The 16,501-nt window shown below is 36.3% G+C and carries 20 protein-coding genes and 4 pseudogenes; 3 read left to right on the top strand and 21 right to left on the bottom strand.

Annotation, left to right across the window (positions count from 1 at the left end; translation table 11 throughout):
- Window positions 1–78: 78 nt before the first annotated feature.
- From secG to STRPS_RS07575, 17 genes and pseudogenes are all read right to left on the bottom strand, one after another.
- The gene (gene secG / locus STRPS_RS07650; protein WP_007895702.1) at window positions 79–315 is read right to left on the bottom strand and encodes a preprotein translocase subunit SecG; all 237 of its coding nucleotides are present in this window, start codon (window positions 313–315) and stop codon (window positions 79–81) included.
- A 45-nt stretch (window positions 316–360) separates the two neighbouring features.
- The gene (gene rpmG, locus STRPS_RS10455; RefSeq protein ID WP_077323081.1) at window positions 361–507 is read right to left on the bottom strand and encodes a 50S ribosomal protein L33; all 147 of its coding nucleotides are present in this window, start codon (window positions 505–507) and stop codon (window positions 361–363) included.
- Window positions 504–1,673, bottom strand: coding sequence for a multidrug efflux MFS transporter (locus STRPS_RS07645; protein ID WP_303660000.1), 1,170 nt, complete (start codon window positions 1,671–1,673; stop codon window positions 504–506). Before STRPS_RS07645 ends, rpmG begins: the two co-directional genes overlap by 4 nt.
- A gap of 131 nt (window positions 1,674–1,804) precedes the next feature.
- Window positions 1,805–3,304, bottom strand: coding sequence for a helicase HerA-like domain-containing protein (locus tag STRPS_RS07640; protein WP_037599016.1), 1,500 nt, complete (start codon window positions 3,302–3,304; stop codon window positions 1,805–1,807).
- Window positions 3,305–3,608: 304 nt separating this feature from the next.
- Window positions 3,609–4,214, bottom strand: coding sequence for a dephospho-CoA kinase (gene coaE / locus STRPS_RS07635; RefSeq protein WP_007895875.1), 606 nt, complete (start codon window positions 4,212–4,214; stop codon window positions 3,609–3,611).
- Entirely contained in the window at window positions 4,211–5,032 is an 822-nt protein-coding gene (gene mutM, locus STRPS_RS07630) for a DNA-formamidopyrimidine glycosylase (RefSeq protein ID WP_007895825.1), read from the bottom strand. Before mutM ends, coaE begins: the two co-directional genes overlap by 4 nt.
- Window positions 5,033–5,241: 209 nt before the next feature.
- Complete coding sequence (locus STRPS_RS07625) at window positions 5,242–5,541, bottom strand: bacteriocin immunity protein (RefSeq protein ID WP_007895724.1); 300 nt, start codon at window positions 5,539–5,541, stop codon at window positions 5,242–5,244.
- Between the two features lie 494 nt (window positions 5,542–6,035).
- Window positions 6,036–6,395 carry a bacteriocin immunity protein gene (locus STRPS_RS07615; protein ID WP_007895882.1) on the bottom strand — a complete coding sequence of 120 codons (360 nt, stop codon included), beginning with the start codon at window positions 6,393–6,395 and terminating at the stop codon, window positions 6,036–6,038.
- A complete protein-coding gene (locus tag STRPS_RS10810; protein ID WP_232010997.1) occupies window positions 6,340–6,498 on the bottom strand; it encodes a garvicin Q family class II bacteriocin in 159 nt (52 codons plus the stop codon). Before STRPS_RS10810 ends, STRPS_RS07615 begins: the two co-directional genes overlap by 56 nt.
- The gene (locus tag STRPS_RS10805) at window positions 6,435–6,584 is read right to left on the bottom strand and encodes a hypothetical protein (RefSeq protein WP_007895852.1); all 150 of its coding nucleotides are present in this window, start codon (window positions 6,582–6,584) and stop codon (window positions 6,435–6,437) included. Before STRPS_RS10805 ends, STRPS_RS10810 begins: the two co-directional genes overlap by 64 nt.
- Before the next feature lie 134 nt (window positions 6,585–6,718).
- Complete coding sequence (locus STRPS_RS07610; RefSeq protein WP_007895773.1) at window positions 6,719–6,985, bottom strand: response regulator; 267 nt, start codon at window positions 6,983–6,985, stop codon at window positions 6,719–6,721.
- 421 nt (window positions 6,986–7,406) lie between these two features.
- Window positions 7,407–8,036, bottom strand: a complete 630-nt coding sequence (locus tag STRPS_RS07605; protein ID WP_007895693.1) for an ABC transporter ATP-binding protein — start codon at window positions 8,034–8,036, stop codon at window positions 7,407–7,409.
- A gap of 602 nt (window positions 8,037–8,638) precedes the next feature.
- On the bottom strand, window positions 8,639–9,430 hold the full coding sequence (locus tag STRPS_RS07595) for a hypothetical protein (RefSeq protein ID WP_007895895.1): 792 nt from the start codon (window positions 9,428–9,430) through the stop codon (window positions 8,639–8,641).
- 54 nt (window positions 9,431–9,484) lie between these two features.
- Complete coding sequence (locus tag STRPS_RS07590) at window positions 9,485–9,874, bottom strand: hypothetical protein (RefSeq protein WP_007895781.1); 390 nt, start codon at window positions 9,872–9,874, stop codon at window positions 9,485–9,487.
- 208 nt (window positions 9,875–10,082) lie between these two features.
- Window positions 10,083–10,241, bottom strand: a pseudogene (locus STRPS_RS07585) (NUDIX domain-containing protein); the annotation flags it as partial.
- 160 nt (window positions 10,242–10,401) lie between these two features.
- Window positions 10,402–11,245, bottom strand: a pseudogene (locus STRPS_RS07580) (IS982 family transposase).
- 134 nt (window positions 11,246–11,379) lie between these two features.
- The gene (locus tag STRPS_RS07575; RefSeq protein WP_007895849.1) at window positions 11,380–11,928 is read right to left on the bottom strand and encodes a TetR/AcrR family transcriptional regulator; all 549 of its coding nucleotides are present in this window, start codon (window positions 11,926–11,928) and stop codon (window positions 11,380–11,382) included.
- Between the two features lie 108 nt (window positions 11,929–12,036).
- On the opposite strand from STRPS_RS07575, the gene STRPS_RS07570 reads away from it, so the two are divergent.
- Window positions 12,037–12,471 (top strand): hypothetical protein, encoded by a 435-nt coding sequence (locus STRPS_RS07570; protein ID WP_007895799.1) that lies wholly within the window; start codon window positions 12,037–12,039, stop codon window positions 12,469–12,471.
- 207 nt (window positions 12,472–12,678) lie between these two features.
- Window positions 12,679–13,332, top strand: coding sequence for an HXXEE domain-containing protein (locus STRPS_RS07565; RefSeq protein WP_007895740.1), 654 nt, complete (start codon window positions 12,679–12,681; stop codon window positions 13,330–13,332).
- Between the two features lie 130 nt (window positions 13,333–13,462).
- Here the strand turns inward: STRPS_RS07565 and STRPS_RS10920 are convergent.
- Window positions 13,463–13,690 (bottom strand): annotated as a pseudogene (locus tag STRPS_RS10920) (hypothetical protein); the annotation flags it as partial.
- A gap of 125 nt (window positions 13,691–13,815) precedes the next feature.
- Here STRPS_RS10920 and STRPS_RS07560 point away from each other — a divergent pair.
- Window positions 13,816–14,586 (top strand): annotated as a pseudogene (locus STRPS_RS07560) (IS982 family transposase).
- 35 nt (window positions 14,587–14,621) lie between these two features.
- On the opposite strand, the gene era reads toward STRPS_RS07560, so the two are convergent.
- Genes era through ybeY form a run of 3 tightly spaced genes read right to left on the bottom strand, consistent with a single transcriptional unit; the run spans window position 14,622 to window position 16,422 of the window.
- A complete protein-coding gene (gene era / locus STRPS_RS07555; protein WP_007895827.1) occupies window positions 14,622–15,521 on the bottom strand; it encodes a GTPase Era in 900 nt (299 codons plus the stop codon).
- A 21-nt stretch (window positions 15,522–15,542) separates the two neighbouring features.
- Window positions 15,543–15,944, bottom strand: a complete 402-nt coding sequence (locus tag STRPS_RS07550) for a diacylglycerol kinase family protein (RefSeq protein WP_007895844.1) — start codon at window positions 15,942–15,944, stop codon at window positions 15,543–15,545.
- Window positions 15,925–16,422 carry an rRNA maturation RNase YbeY gene (gene ybeY, locus STRPS_RS07545; protein WP_007895872.1) on the bottom strand — a complete coding sequence of 166 codons (498 nt, stop codon included), beginning with the start codon at window positions 16,420–16,422 and terminating at the stop codon, window positions 15,925–15,927. The genes STRPS_RS07550 and ybeY overlap by 20 nt, the downstream gene beginning before the upstream one ends.
- Between the last annotated feature and the right edge of the window lie 79 nt (window positions 16,423–16,501).

The following is a 16,501-nucleotide window of genomic DNA, read 5'->3' as shown; positions in this document are numbered from 1 at the left end:
TTTCTATTTTTATATCCCTATTTTCACGGCTTAGTCTCATAAAAAAATGAGCTAGACCAACTCTGTCAAGCTCACTCTCTATTTACTTGATAAAACAGCAAGCACAAGTGCGATAGCTAGCCAGAAAAAGACTAGTACTGCTGTAAAGCGTTGCATAAATGCTTCGAAGCCACGAGCCTTTGTCCGCTCAAACAAAGCTTCTGAACCACTGCTATCAAAAACATTACTGCTTGGGTTTTTCTGAGGTTGCATAAAAATTGCGATTATTAATACAACAGATAAAATAAGCAATACTGTGAGTAGTAAGTTGTACATGTTCATTCCTCCACTATAGTCTCACCCATTCTAACACAATTCATACTAAGTTTCAATATGTAAGGTTACTTTTCTCTCCTTGGGACAATATTTTGGAACCTTAATTTTTTCAGGATGGTTAGTCTTGTTCTTACTGGTCAAATAGTTCTTACTTCCACACTCACTACACTTTAAATTAATTTTAACTCTCACACAATATCCTTAACATATATATATTTTCTAAAGTTGATGGTACACCAAATCAGGTTAATCAAAACAATCATACTAGTTACATAGAAAACAGAACGGTAACCCAATAAAATCGCAACATTAGACCCAATAAAGGGGCCAATAACTTGTCCAATATTCATAAACATTTGGTTAAAAGAGAAGATCCGCGAAATCCCTTCCTTAGGAGTCATACGAGTCAACAAGGCATTAATACTTGGCATCAGAGCTCCCACACCAAAACCATAGGCAAACCGCAGCAAGCCTAGTTGCAAGCTTGTGCTAGCTAAAGCTGTTAAAAAATACATGATGAAACTATAGAGCAAGGCTAACAATAGCATACGATGATTCCCAATTGCATCACCCACTTTTCCCAATATTGAACTGCTAAGTAAACTAGATACCCCCATGGACGACACGATTAAGCCCGAAACAAACATGAGATTTTCAGCTTGCCCAAGATGTCTAATATAAAGCGCTAAAATGGGGGCAACAGACTGAGCTGAGATTTGGATAATCATACTAGTTACAAAGAGGCTAACCATCATTTTAGGATGCTTGATCCGTTTCAAAATAATACCTGTTGGCACCACTTGTGCTTTCTTAACCGGTTCAAAATCTTCCTTAACAAATAAAATGGTCATCATAGTACAGATTAACAAAATAATACCGACCAGTAAGAAGACCAAACGAATCCCAACCATTTCAGCCAAGACACCACCAATTAAGGGACCAATAAGAGTACCAGCCGTAACTCCTGTTGCTAAGGTTCCTAAGGCATAACCTGATTTTTCCCTAGGGACTTGACTAGCAATCAATGCTGTAGAGTTCGGAACATAACCAGCAAAGATACCATTAAGTAACCGCAGCAATATTAACCATTGGACATTTGGAATAAAGGCTAAGCCTCCCATAGTAAAGGTCATCATCAAACTAGCTCGAACCATCATCGGCTTTCGTCCATAGCGGTCCGCTAAACGCCCCCATAGCGGAGCAAAAACAGCCGAAGCCAAGGCAGAAATAGCAACAGCAAGGCCGGCGTACCATTCTACCTGATTTTTGGCCACACCAAGATCTTCAACAAAAAGCGCCATAAAAGGCATGACAAGCGAAAAGCTTGCCCCAGTAAAGAAGGTACCGAGCCAAGCCACTTTCAAATTCTGCTTCCAATTAACAGTTTCTATTACTTTCTCATCAATAAAGCATCACTTCTTTCCCAAATCTACTTGGACCATTATAACATAATTTAAAATAGAAAGAAAAATTTGCTGAGAGGAATCCATTATTTTCTGAGAGAACCCAATAGTCCTCTCACTAATTCCCGACCAATAGTCCTCACAGTAGTACTAATAAAAGCATCTGTAGCCTTTTCTACCACTGACTTACGCGGTCGGCCGACAGGTCGCCGTGCAGCACGATCAGCTGCAGCCTGCTCTTTAGCAGCTTCTTTTGCAACTCTTTCTCGCTCCTTTACTAACTCTGCTTCTTTTGCAGCTGCTTCTTCACCTAAAACCTTTTCTGCCAGTTTTTCATAAGCAGACTCTCGATCAATGCTTCGAGCATACTTACTCTGATAGGGAGAAGCCTGAACTAAGCTCAGCAATTCACCATCTGACATCAGTTCAAAACTACTTTTTGGAGCTATAATATAAGCACGTTCTACAATATTAGGTTGCCCTTTTTCATTAAGAGCTGAAATGAGTGCTTCCCCAACTTCAAGCTCTGTAATCACAGTTGCAACATCTAATTCCGGATTTTGCCTAAAAGTATCGGCAGCAACTCGAACGGCTTTTTGTTCTTTTGGTGTATAGGCACGAAGCGCATGCTGAATGCGGTTCCCTAGTTGAGCTAACACTGTCTCTGGCAAGTCCAAAGGATTTTGTGTCACAAAGAAAATCCCAACACCTTTTGAACGAATAAGACGCACAATTTGTTCTACTTTATCTAAAAAGACCTTTGGTGCATCCTTGAACAGCAAATGCGCCTCATCAAAGAAAAAGACTATTTTGGGTTTTTCAAGGTCGCCTACTTCAGGAAGTAATTCATAAAGTTCAGAAAGCATCCATAGTAAAAAAGTAGTGTAAAGAGTTGGAGAATTAAAAAGTTTAGTGGCGTTAAGAATATTAATAGCCCCTTGACCACTTGCTACATCTAACTGAATAAAATCAGCCAAATCAAGAGCAGGCTCACCAAAGAAAAGATTTGCTCCTTCCTGCTCCAAAGTCACTAACTGCCGTTGAATAGCACCAACTGATTGTTTAGCTATATTACCATATTTTCCTGAATAATCACTCGCATGATCCGCTACTTCTTTTAAAATAGCTTGTAAATCTTTTAAATCAATCAATAACCACCCGCAGTCATCAGCAATTTTAAAGATAATAGTTAATACACCTGTCTGTGTATCATTCAAATTCATAAGACGAGCTAACATCAAAGGTCCCATCTCAGAAATGGTTGTTCGAACGGGTAATCCCTTCTCACCAAAAACATCCCAAAGACGTACTGGAAAAGCTTGCGGCTGATAGTCCCCAATCTCAAGTTTATCTAGTCTTTTTTGTAATTGATCATTGACTTGACCAGCTTTAGCTAAATTGCTTAAATCACCTTTAATGTCAGCAAGAAAAACCGGCACCCCTGCCAAACTTAATTGTTCCGCTAAAACTTTTAAAGTAACCGTTTTCCCTGTACCAGTTGCGCCAGCAATCAAACCGTGTCGATTTAACATATTTAATTGCAATTCAATAGGCCTTTTCCCCTTTGCAATTGTTAGTGTTGCCATGTCCACCTCTTTCTCCCCTTCAAACCAATTAAGGACCATAGTGACTTCTTATTATTCCAATTATAACATAAAATCATGTTAATCTATCTTAGCCACTTCCTAACAAATACCTTAAAAATAAACTGGTGACGGCATAAAATAATAATAGTGACTAGAAAAACAATATACCTTAGACTAATTAGTGCACTTAAATCCAATAGTGCAAGCAGCAAAACTAACAGCATAACATTAGTCATTAATCAAACACTCTGTAACTAAACCAAAGTACAAAACCAATACCACTCCCTAGTCAAAAGATGGCTGGTCAAAGAACTTTTGGCTGAGCCAAGTCTTTAAGAGCATCTGAAAGCTGTATTTTCAGGTCATCAAGGGACCCACTATTATCAAAAACCCTATCTGCAAATGCTCTCTTCTCTTCTAAAGGCATTTGACTGGCTAGACGTTGAAGAGCCTCTTCTTCAGAATACTGGTTTCGAGCCATTAATCGTGTTAATTGAATATCCTTAGGGACATAGACCAACCAAATAGCATCAAACCAATCTTGATAGTCCAATTCAATAAGAAGAGGAATGTCCATAAAGAAAATATTTTCTGTCTTCATTAATTGCTGGCGCAGCCTTGCCAATTCCTCATGAATAATCGGGTTTTGAATCTTAGCCGAAAGTTCCTTATTTTCTTGACTGGAGAAAATTATCTCAGATAACTTAGGACGATCCAACTGACCATCTACATTAAGAATGTCAACACCAAAAGTCGCCACCAGAGCATCATACAATAGTCCCCCCTTTTTTTGCAAGGTATGGACCACCTGGTCAGCATCAACCACTTGATAGCCAGCTTCACGAATACCATTAACCAGAGTGGACTTACCCGAGGCAATCCCACCTGTAATACCAATAATATAGGTCATAATTTCTGACACTTAGGACAATAATGTGTCCCCCTTCCACCCACTTTTAGTTTCAAGATAGCCGACCCACACCTTGGACAAGGTTTACCAGTTTGGCCATAGACCTGCAAATAGTCTTGCATAGAACCATCCATACCTAACGTATTTTGATAAGTTCGAATGGTTGACCCACCTTTATCTATAGCAAAAGCCAAAATAGCAACGGTCTGGTCGTGGATTCTCTTAATTTCAGCCTTTTTCAAATCTGCTGCAAGCCGTAAAGGATGAACCTTAGCCGCCCAAAGAACCTCGTCCACATAAATATTGCCTAAACCTGCCACCACCTTTTGCTCCAAGAGTAAAGGTTTTATCGACTTCTTGGATAATCGCAGAGCAGTCTCAAATATCTTCAGTTTAAACTCATTTTTTGTCGGCTCAGGACCAAGCTTCCTCTGACTGAAGTACAAATCAAGCCCATCTCGAGCAATCAGTTCAAGGGTGCCGAATTTACGCACATCCTGATAAACCAATGTTGACCCATCCCTAAAATGGAAAAAGACATGGAAATGTTTATTTTCAGGAACAGCGCCCTCAAAAAGCAAGTATTTCCCCTCCATACGTAAATGAGAAATCATCAGTAAATCACTGAAACGGAAAATCAGGTACTTGCCACGCCGACCAATTGAAAGAATTTCTTGACCCGCCAAATCACCGGCAAAAGTTTCAGGATTGGAAACAATCATCTTAGGCACTTTTACAGTAACTGACTCAATACACTTACCAACAACTAACTTTTCTAAACCGCGACGAACCGTTTCAACCTCTGGTAATTCAGGCATGATTCCTCCTTAATCAAGTCATTATTTTTTTGATCCAAAATTTGAATAACAAACTTTGTTTCTTTATACATTAATTTCAATCATTATAGGATTACCCTGAATGATATCACTATATTTATTATAACACGACAAAAGGAGAGCTGAAAAATGAAAAAAAGCAAGCCCCATTTAGTGATGACTTGCCTGATTTTTGTGAAATAAAATATCTATTAATAACCATAGCGGATATTGGAAACAGCTCGTAATTGCTTCAAATAGTCAGATTCTTGTGGAGTTACGGTTATCTTACCTTCTTTGAGAACAGAAGCAAGTTCAACATTTATCCGACTGATAATTAATGGTACCGAAGTCCCATTTGATTGAAGTTCATCTTGGTATTGATGAAGAACTTTAATAAAATGCTGACTTTGATTATATCCTTGAGCATGCGAAGCTATCAACAAATCAAGAATTCTCACTGCTTCTTTTTTTCTATTTTTACCACCTGAAAACCATTTTAAAGCTGACAAAAGCTACTCCTTTTTTTACTTTTTTTTTTAAGATATAGAAGTCATTTCCCAAAATCTTTTTTTCATAAATCGATTAATCACTATTCTATTAATTAGACAAAATCCACCACAAGCATTTTTTACTCTTTCATCTGAATATTATTCATACTTAAGATGAATCCTATGGAATAAAAAACAAAAATGATAGGAATATAGAATAATAAATTTAAGGCACTAGACCCCTTCCAAATTTTATAAATCAAAAAAATAATGTAGAAAACTGAGAAATATTTTGTTTGTCTAATAAAGGTTGAAAACTTGTTTAGACTTGCCATAAATGAAAGATGTCTATGATCTTTAGGTCTGGATAATAGAAAGCAGACTAATTCAAAAGTGACAGCACTAATAATTAATTTCCTAATTGTCCAAGAATCTATTTTTAATACATGTCCAAAGATAACTGTTATGATTGTTGTCAAACAAATTGGAAGTAAAACTTTTAGTTTCACAATTTTCTACCTGATAATGCCATATGACCCTAAGCCACGCGCAATATTTTTTTGTAATTCATTATAGGAACATATTTTTTTATAAAACTCATTGACGGGTATACTCATTACTTCTTTTGAAGATAAATTTTTGACAGCTAATTGTCTTAGGTCGTTGGATAAATTCATCACATTATTTTCTATATGCTGAGACTTTTCAATATTATTTTTATATGTTATTAAAAGTTGTCTTTCTTCTTCTTTAACAGCTGGATTAAGAATTAAATTTGTTACTTCAATCAACAAATCATTTTTTGTTATTTTCATAAAATTAGCCTCTATATTTGGGATTAAAATATCCTCCACCGAGTGGCGAAATCCAGCCATTAACGACCACATCCTTTGTTGCTTCAAAATTACTTTTTGTTACAATATATCCCCACTCACCATTAGGATATCTACAGGCATACCCATTCGATCCGGGATACACATATTTACAAGTTCCTTTAGCCCTCGAATCAAAGACAAATATTCATTTGAAATTTGAGAAGCCTGTTCTAATAGTTGTTTAGTCATTTGGTTCACCTCCATTATATTTTTTATCACGAGACAAATACAATATAACATTAGTCATTTGTTATTCTATTTATTTTTCTTTAAAAGTCAACATATTGCTTAAACGGTATAATTAGACCGCTTGAAAATTTTATTTAGGTAATATGATGTGACTCTGATGAAGTTTCAATAAATAAAATTTTTTCAAATGGAATTTGTAGGATATCATTTTGACCTAATTCAATATCTAGAAAAAATAATTGATGATTTCCTTTTTCTTTCACAGTATTTATTAAATCTTCTGGTTGTTCAAAAGATTTAACGTTATCATTTTGCCGATTTTTTTGTGAAAGTATTTGTTTTATCAATTTCTCAAGGTAGACTTGTTGACTTAAATCGTCTTCCAGTATATAAATATTCACCTAATAGTCCAATGCTTATATTATTTTCAATAATAACAGATGGTATTACTCAGTTCTTGAAAGTTATTATTATCAATTATATATTTTAAGTTAATCTCAATCAATTTATTGTCATTTTTTAATTTATTACAAAATTTGTATTTATCATATTTTGTTGAATCTAGTCAAAATTCACTCTTTCGTTTATTTTTAGTTTACAAAAAGCACAAGCTTCTTGCTGTACGTCTCCTTATCTTTACTCTCCTAATTTAAAAGTATCGTCAAAATATACCTTCAACTGCACTCTGTGTTTCTACGATAAGTTTTCTAGAGAATCAATATTATTTGTTGAAAAGATTTTTAATTTTAGAGCCTCTTTATTACTAAAACCGGTAAGAAAGAGGCTTAAAATTTCTCCTAGCATTTTTTCACGCATCAAAGATTAATCTCTATTAAGTATTTTTCCTTCCTGAACATGTATGATGGTGTCACATAAATCATCAATATCATTTTTATAATGAGAGGTCATAATCACAAAACCTTTTTCTCTTTGTCTCCTTATGAGCTCCTTTGTTATTTCGACACTTCTGATATCTAGTGCATTCATTGGTTCATCTAGAATTAATATTCTAGGATAATCCATAAAAGCTTGTATTAAAAGCATTTTCTTGCGTGTTCCTAAGGAAAGATGTTTATAAAGGGTCTTCTTAAATTTTTCAATTTCATAAAGGTTTATCCAGTAATCTAAATCAATTCTCTGTCTGTTACAACAAATTTTTTTTATCACATTTAAATTTTCTTCGAGTGTTAAATGGTTGAGAAAATCTTGGTTACCAAGTACAATTCCTGCATTAACTATTGTCGAATGACTTTGCCCTATTTTAATTCCATCTTGAATAACAGTTCCTCTGTCTAAGCTTGTAAAACCAGATAATACTCGCAATAACATAGTCTTTCCAGATCCATTTATACCAACTAATCCATAGACATGATGCTGGTCAAACTTCAAAGAAATATTAGTTAAGAGTTCAGTATTCCCCTTATATTTATAGCCATTTATTATCTCTAGCACTAGTTAGCCTCCTCAGATATAAAGTAAGTAAGTATAATAAAACAAGAAATCCAATGACATAAAATAGATGATTAATAAAATAATATCTGAATAGAATTGCTAAACAACTTAAAAAAATGGAAAGTAGCTCCTCAGATACGAAATATAAAATCAAAAAATAAGATATTATGTCAGCAATAAACCAAGCAATCAGGAAAAAAAGAAATTCCCAATTGAAAAATTGACATTTCAGTAGCAATAAGACGTAAACAATTCCTGAAAAAAGTAGTAAATATTCTTTACAATAGGTAATAGTTAATAATTTTATTAAAGAAAGTCGATAGTCTAATTTAGATTTTGAATGAATCTCTAGAATTTGCTTAAATCCTTTACAAATTTCAGGAATTAAAGAATAACTATCCAAGAAACTTATTAAGGACAAGCCAAGCACCATGATAATTCTCATAAAACTAAGCGACTGCCCTTTTATAATGATAAAGGGATTCAACAATTGACTCTCTACCATTTGAGTTGTACTTTGAATGGACAAATCATTATAATGCGTCAGTAGCAAAAAAATAATCCACCAGTTGACAATTGTTTTGCAAAATAAGTAAATATAGTTATAATATTTCATTTGGATTTTTATATTTTAAAAACAGTAAGCAACAAATACATGGTAAATAGGAAGCAATTAATTGCCAGAGATTTATATTCCCATAAGAAGTTATCATTAAATGAGACATTGGAACCAAATAAAAGGGGAGAATACTGTATAAAATAGGTGCGGTAGCCCATAAAAATAATAAGAAGGCCAATGTAGCTTTTAAGAAATGATTATAACTATCAATCATCTTAAATAACAGATAGGTTTCTGAATAAATTGCTAAGCATTTTACCATTGCATAATAGAAAAGATAATGCCAAGTACTATTTGAGAAGAATTGTAAGAGTGATCCTCTTTGGAAATAATAGACTAAACTGTGGGAACCAAAACGCCCCACGGCTCCAGCAATCACACTAATAAGAATCAAAATTAACAAAAATAATAGACAATTAATTAATGAGAGCTGTTTTTTCAATTTATTGATAGCATCATAATAATCTGTGCTCCTACCTAGATAAAAACGACAATAATTAGATTTTGTCTTATCATAAATGGAACCTAGGATGACAATTTGCAAAGGTAAGATAAAAGATTGAAAAAAATTATATTCGAAAAGACTGTTATTTAATGATAATAACCCATAAAATAATTTTAGTTTGACTGATTCTCCTTGAATTTGAGCAATATCAGCAGCACTATCATCAAAAAATACCATATGAGAAATCGCTTGATGATAAATTAAGATGACAAATAGTAAGCAAAGTAAAATATAGCCTTTTTTAGAGGGTAATAATTTTAACGGAAGCATTTTTTCTCCTTCAATTGTGGGAATAACAAACAAATATTTTTTCTTTAAGCGATTTTATTTTGAATCTGGAGACCAACTACCATCAATAAAGAATCCTTTATCCCAAAAGTTTTCTCTAGCTAAGTTCATGTTATAAATATAATTTCTTTTGGCATTATTGGTATAGAATCCTCTTTGACCGGTCCAAGTCATATCAATATCACTTCTTCTCACACCTTGAGAATTTGCAAGGTAATGTTTTACTCTAATTTGGGGATTTTTCGATGCTAAATTGACGACATAGTAGCTATCATTCATTTTTTGCAAATAACCTGTTCCTGTAAAACTGGGCGTAATTCGAAAATGTGATAGGTTACCAATCTGTCTTGCACCTGCAAAGACATTTGTTGTTGAAATAAAAATGCTAACTAATAATATAAACATACTTGTTTTTCGTTTACTCATTCTCAACCTCATTTCTGTTATTTTTGTTGTTCCCTATCTATATATTCGATATTTTTTTAATTAAATTAGCACTTTATCATTTAAATGAGTAAACACTATTCTACCATGAATCCATAGTTTTGCCTATAAGTCAATAATTGCCTAATTTTAACCAAAACAAAAGAAAACACAGCTCATTAGCTGTGCGTCTTTGTATCTTTCCACCTAGTATACCCCTCTCTTCAAAAAATTCTCTTAGATACGTGTCAACCGAACTCTCTTCCAACTCCATAGCACCACCTGCGATTGCCCAAGTCTTTTTGTCTCTTCTCAGTTGGAGTAATATGTCCCCCTTGTCATTTGCAAGGATACCACCAGAAAAAGTCATGATCACTTTGTCATAGCCGACTTTTGAGTGCAGATAGGGTATATAATCTTTTTTTCATTTTTGCTCCTAAATTAAAAATACCTCTAAGCAAACTTTACTTAGAGATAAATTCTTTTTTCCATTAGACATTTAATGCTATATCCTATTACTACCCGTGGTGCTAGTTAATAAAACTTAGATTATAGGCCAAAATGCTTTGTTCTAACCACAATTCAATTCCTTTTAAACTCCTCGCCAACGGTCTTTCGATATCAAAGTGCGCGCAAAGGACAGAAAATCTTGTTTCAATGGTTCGTCGTTGAGGCATCAACTTCCAATGATTGTGGTGGTATGTACCATCCATATTCTGTCGCAATGGGGTCCAAAAACAATAGCCTTTCTGAGCTAGTTTCTGTTTTAATGGCTTACTTAAGTAACCTAGGTCTTCTAAAATATAAGGGAATGAACTGCCCTCTATCAATTCTTCTGCCACTTGACTGTCGTGAACCGAAGCAGAAGTGACAACATAATTGATAATAAAGCTGGACAGAGTGACTAACAGGTGTACTTTAAATCCATAAAACCACATTTTCTTAGAAGGATTATAGGAAATATCGGCTTGTCCTTGTAATACCTTTGCCTTTCCATTTCTAGCTGGTAGATAAAGTGGAAGCGGAAAACTGTCTATAATAGCTATGTCATCATTGAGAAACTGCTGATTCATCCACTGTTGAATCATTTTTAGCAGAGGAATGAGGTAGCGGGCTCTACGATAAAAGCGAGTTCGTCCCAGACCAGTATCCCCAATAAACAGTTGACACATCCGATAGAATCTTCGCTGCGACTTAATCCAGGACTAGAAGAGTCAAAACTGACAGGTCTGAAACCTTACAAGATTTAATATTTCGACATTTGAGAAGAACAGTTGGAGCACATTCATGATAACACTGAGAGCAGATTTGCTTTAATTGTTTCATGCTATATTGCAAGTAATGTGGCTTAGAGTTATAGTGTAAGTGGTTCATTTGGTTGATTCCTGTCAGTTTGGTCACTTACAGTATAAACCATTTGAACTTTTTTGTTAGTGATTAGCAACTAGCACCACGGGTATTAAGTTATAAAAACAAGAGGTGAGCTCCTCTAGTCTTTAACAAGAGACTCACTCTTTCACTTCATGCAAACCTTTTATAATTTGGCGTGTAATGTGGCGCATCTGACCAGGACTATCTTTGCACCCTTTTTCAACCCAAGCTTGTAATAAATGAAACATGCCCCCCATGACATAGGCTTGCTGGTAACTATTTTTAAACTGACGCTTTTGCACCAAAGGAGAGCCTGTAATATGATTGGCCCAAGAGCTGTAAACCAAGGAGAAAAGCTGGTTACGCCACAATATCTGTAAAAAGCGCTTTTCTTTCTCCCAAAAAGTAAAAAAATGTTCTACAAAATCACCAAAACTGGGATTATCTAAACCCGCTAAAGAAGTAAATAAATAAAGTGCCAACTGCTCTGCTTCTTCTCTTAAAATATCTTCTGGCCCTAAATAATGACGGTAAAAAGTACGTCTAGCATAGCCTGCCTTTTCAGATAAATGACTGACTCTAATCTGATCTAGCGTCTGCTTCTCTAGTAATTGAAATAAGGCCTGTCTAAAACTATCCTTAGTTTCTCTAATTTGATGCTTCCTTCTACCTTCTCTATCTGTCACAATTTTTCTCCTTTGTGCCTTTTAGTTCATCTACTATTGCGATATTTATTACTTTAGTATATCATAATCTTCGTTAAAATATGTCACACATCATAAATGGAGAACATCATGAAAAATTTTTTGATTCGACAATGGTATAACATTTCTGTTTATGTTGCTGGCTTTTTGGGCTTGGTCCTAGCAGTCGGTAACTGGTCGCTGGAGGGTAAATTGATTCTGGCTTCAACCATTTTCATCTTCCTGCATTTTTTCGAAGAGTTTGGTTTTCCGGGTGGCTTTCCTTGGGTAGCCATCAAGGTGGAGCTCAAGCTGGAAGAAGATGACGCGACAAAGTGGGAACTCAACAGCCTGTCCTCTTGGTTTGGTAACTGGTGGTTTGCCCTAGCGGTTTACATCCTGGCCCTCTTGCTTCCAGGTGTCAAATTCTTGACCTTGGCGGTCTTCCTTTTTGCTTTTGCAGAATTGCTCATGCACGGGATTTTCTTCCCAGTCTCTCTCAAAAAATCTACAACCCTGGTCTTGCAACGACTGTTATTGGTCTAGTACCTCTGTCCCTTGTCTTTTTCAGCCAGACCAGTCTCAGCTTTACTTGGCTAGACTTTCTCTTAGCTATCGTCTGGATTGGCTTTAACTACTGGTTCGCCTTTCAGTCCCCAATCTATAAGGCCTTGGGCAAACAATCTGACCGCTATGCTTTTTCCAAAGAAGAAGTCTACCGCGCTAAACCCTATATGAAATAAGGAGAAAACCATGAACTTTATGCGAAATTATTGGCAATATGTCACTCTTACTATGCTGATTGGCTTGGGCATCTATATGTTGATGTCTGGAAATGCCGACTTGACTTTCCTGCAAGCCTTTATGGTTTATAACTTTATGGCCCTTTTGGCCCACCAGTGTGAAGAGTATATCTTCCCTGGCGGTGCGGGCGTAGTTATCAACCGCGGGACCTATAAGGAAGTGGATAATTTTAGACGCTATCCAGGTAACACCCAGTCTTCTTTGATTGTCAACTACTCAGCCTATATCGCCTACATCCTTGGGATTTTCAATCCAAACTGGATTTGGCTGGGTATCGGGCTCATGTTCTTTAACCTCATGCAGTTCCCAGGTCACGTTATCGCCAACAACAAGGCCCTCAATAGCTGGTACAATGCTGGTATGGCCACAACTCTGGTCCTCTTTACACCGATGAGCCTCTATTATTTCTACTATATTGTCAACCAAGAGATGGTCAGTGGTTGGGATTGGCTCTTTGGTCTTCTAGCTTTCATCGCTATGGTAGCCTTAACCGTCATTCTCCCTGTTCAAAAATTGAAAAATCCAGAATCTCCTTATGTCTGGCCTGAAATCCAAGTCCAACGCTTTGATAGGACTATGAAATGGGCTGGAAGAAAGTCATAACCACCCGTGAAAACGGGTGGTTTGTACACCGGCTGGAAGCCGTTTCCCTCCAGCGACGCCTAAAGGCGTTCGCTGAAGACGTTTAGGTTAGTGCTTTTATTACTTGACTAATGCCCGTAACAACGGGCTTTTATCGTATTCTGAATCCGCCATCTGAAAATGGGTCTTCATATTCTTTTACACTCAAGAATCGAGTACAATGTCATCTTTCCTACTCGCTTTCTAAATTCAAAGCTCGTGAATAAATCATCCACTGGATAATTTATTTGCTCTCGAATATAGACGCAACAGTTTTTTCGTTTAATCCGACTGTACTGACGGAATAACCCCTTGCCCAAAACTTTCGATTTCCATACTTAACCCCTGGTGCTAGTTAATTTCAAACTACAATAAAAAGCCCAAATGGACTATACTGTAAGTGACGAAACATACAGGGGGTTAGTCCACATGAGCCACTTACAGTAGACTGCTAAATCTCATCATTTGCAATGGAATTTACGCCAATTATCTCAAATTTGCCATCACTTCTACCAAAATTATTGCCCAGATTCCTTCAAACATCGGCGTAATGTTGGCTTAGTCAAAGTTTCAGATGAATCGCTCCTTGTCTTGCTTTTGTTACAAGCTGAACTAGGTATGACATCACAACGCCATTTCTACACCATCAGCCACCCCTTTCCTTGTGGTCGGTTACTAGAAAGAAGTCGTTTCAATCGTCGGTCTAGATAATTGATTTGGCTAGTCCAATTAATCCGAAAGGCTATGAGTGACATGCTTCCATCTGATAGAGTTGCCATTTTTAAAGGATTAGCCGATATTGGCTACAACGCCTCTAAACTTCTTTGGTTCTACGGTTTCAAGGTTCATATGCTGGTGACCTTATCTGGTTACATTCTGAACTATGTTGTCACACCAGCCTCTGTCCATGATATCAAGGTGGCTCATGAACTATTAGAAGGGTGTAAGCAATCAATTATCCTAGGTAATTTAGGCTACCTAAGCAGTGAACTTAAAAAGAACCTAGAACAGGAAGGTTACCATCTGTGGACGCCATTGCGACGAAACATGGCAGGGGCTAAAGAACATAACAATTGGAAAGTGATGGCCATGAGACGAACTATCGAAACACGTTTTTCTGAGCTATGTGGTCTCTTTGACATCGAACATACATTAGCTAGAGGGCTAAATGGACTACAGTTACGAATGGAACAAATTGTTCTGGCTCATAATTTACGATATTTTGAAATTAACTAGCACCAGGGGTTATTACTGTATTTCTAGTCTCATTCTCAGTACTCCTTCTGATTATAACCAAAGTCGGCTAGGTCAAGTTTTTTGTCACGCCAATTCTTTTTGACCTTAACCCAAGTTTCTAAGTAGACTTTATCTCCTAACATGAGTTCGATGTCACGGCGGGCCATTTTACCGATTTTCTTGAGCATAGCTCCTTGTTTACCGATGATAATCCCTTTTTGGCTATCACGTTCAACCATGATAGTTGCTCGAATATGAACTTTGTCGCTATCCTCGTCACGTTTCATGGATTCTATCACTACTGCAACGGAATGAGGAATCTCCTGTTGTGTTAAGTGTAACACTTTTTCACGAATCATTTCTGAGACCAAGAATCGTTCTGGGTGGTCTGTGATTTGATCAGCTGGGAAATATTGGAAGCCCTCTTCTAAATTATCTGTCAATAATGACATGAGGGTTGGAATGTTGTTTCCTTCCAAAGCTGATATCGGTACAATTTCCTTGAAATCCATTTGACTTCTAAAGTCGTCAATTTGTTCTAAGAGTTGATCTGGATGGACTTTGTCAATTTTATTAATAACAAGAATAACTGGGATCTTAGCATTTCGAAGGCGTTCCATAATCATGTCATCACCCTTACCACGCTTTTCATCTGCTGGAACCATGAAAAGAACAGTATCTACTTCTCTTAAGGTACTATATGCTGACTCAACCATGAAATCGCCTAAAGCTGTTTTAGGTTTATGAATTCCTGGGGTGTCAATGAAAACAATCTGTTCTTGCTCGGTTGTATAGATACCCATAATTTTATTACGGGTTGTTTGCGCCTTATCACTCATGATGGCGATTTTCTGGCCCATAACATGGTTTAAAAAGGTTGATTTACCGACATTTGGTCGGCCTAATATGGCTACGAAGCCTGATTTGAATGACATATATTCTCCGTTTTCTGATAATTAAAAGATGAGTTCCCAGATTTTAGGTGCGAAAATGATAATTCCTGTAACGACAGCATATAATGACATCACTAAAACAGCTCCTGCTGCCATATCTTTTGCTTTCTTAGCCAACATAGAAAAGTGATACTCACTCGCTAAATCCACTACGTTTTCCACAGCAGAGTTAACAATTTCCAATGCAATGACTAAGAAGATAGCTAGAAAAAGAAATAACCATTCAATAGCTGAAATCCTTAGTAAGATACCAGCAATTATTGCTGCGATAGCAGATAGCAGATGACTTTTTAAATTACGTTCTTCTTTAATGGCTGTCACTATCCCTGTTAAAGCAAACTCTAAGCTAGAGGTGACAGTTCTATTTTTCCATTTACGTTGGGATTTATTGTCGTGTAAGGCCATAAGCAGTCAAAATCTCTTCCTGTAGTGTGAACATTTCTTTTTCTTCTTCTGGCGTGTAATGGTCGTAACCATTAATATGTAAGAATCCATGAACAGCAAGAAAACCCATTTCTCTTTCAAAGGAATGACCATATTCTTGCGCTTGTTCTCTAGCCTTATCTACCGAAATGAAAAGTTCTCCGATGTAGGCGTCAAATTCTGCCAGCATCTCTGCCAAGTCTGGATTGTTTTCTAGGTCACTTTCTTCGAAAAGAATAGGCCTTTCAGGTTTATATTCTAAGGAAATCACGTCTGTGGGACGATCTGTATCGCGGTACTCCAAATTGAGCTCATGGCTTCGTTCAGTAGTGACAAAGGTTACAGACATTTCTTTTTCAGATTTACCCGTTTTTTTAGCGGCGAAGTTAAGCAAATCTTTTGTTTGCTCCATAATCTCTTGCGAAACAAGGCCTGTCTCGTCAATCATCTCGATATACATAGGTTCTTCTTTCAATTGCTTTTATCAGTTCATTATACCATAAGAAAAAAGAAATGGGGAGTATTGCTACTATTAAGGA

This window comes from Streptococcus pseudoporcinus LQ 940-04, from assembly GCF_000188035.1.
Taxonomy (GTDB): domain Bacteria; phylum Bacillota; class Bacilli; order Lactobacillales; family Streptococcaceae; genus Streptococcus; species Streptococcus pseudoporcinus.
The sequence above is the reverse complement of the archived record's forward strand: the minus strand, read 5'-3'. Positions and strand labels throughout refer to the sequence as shown.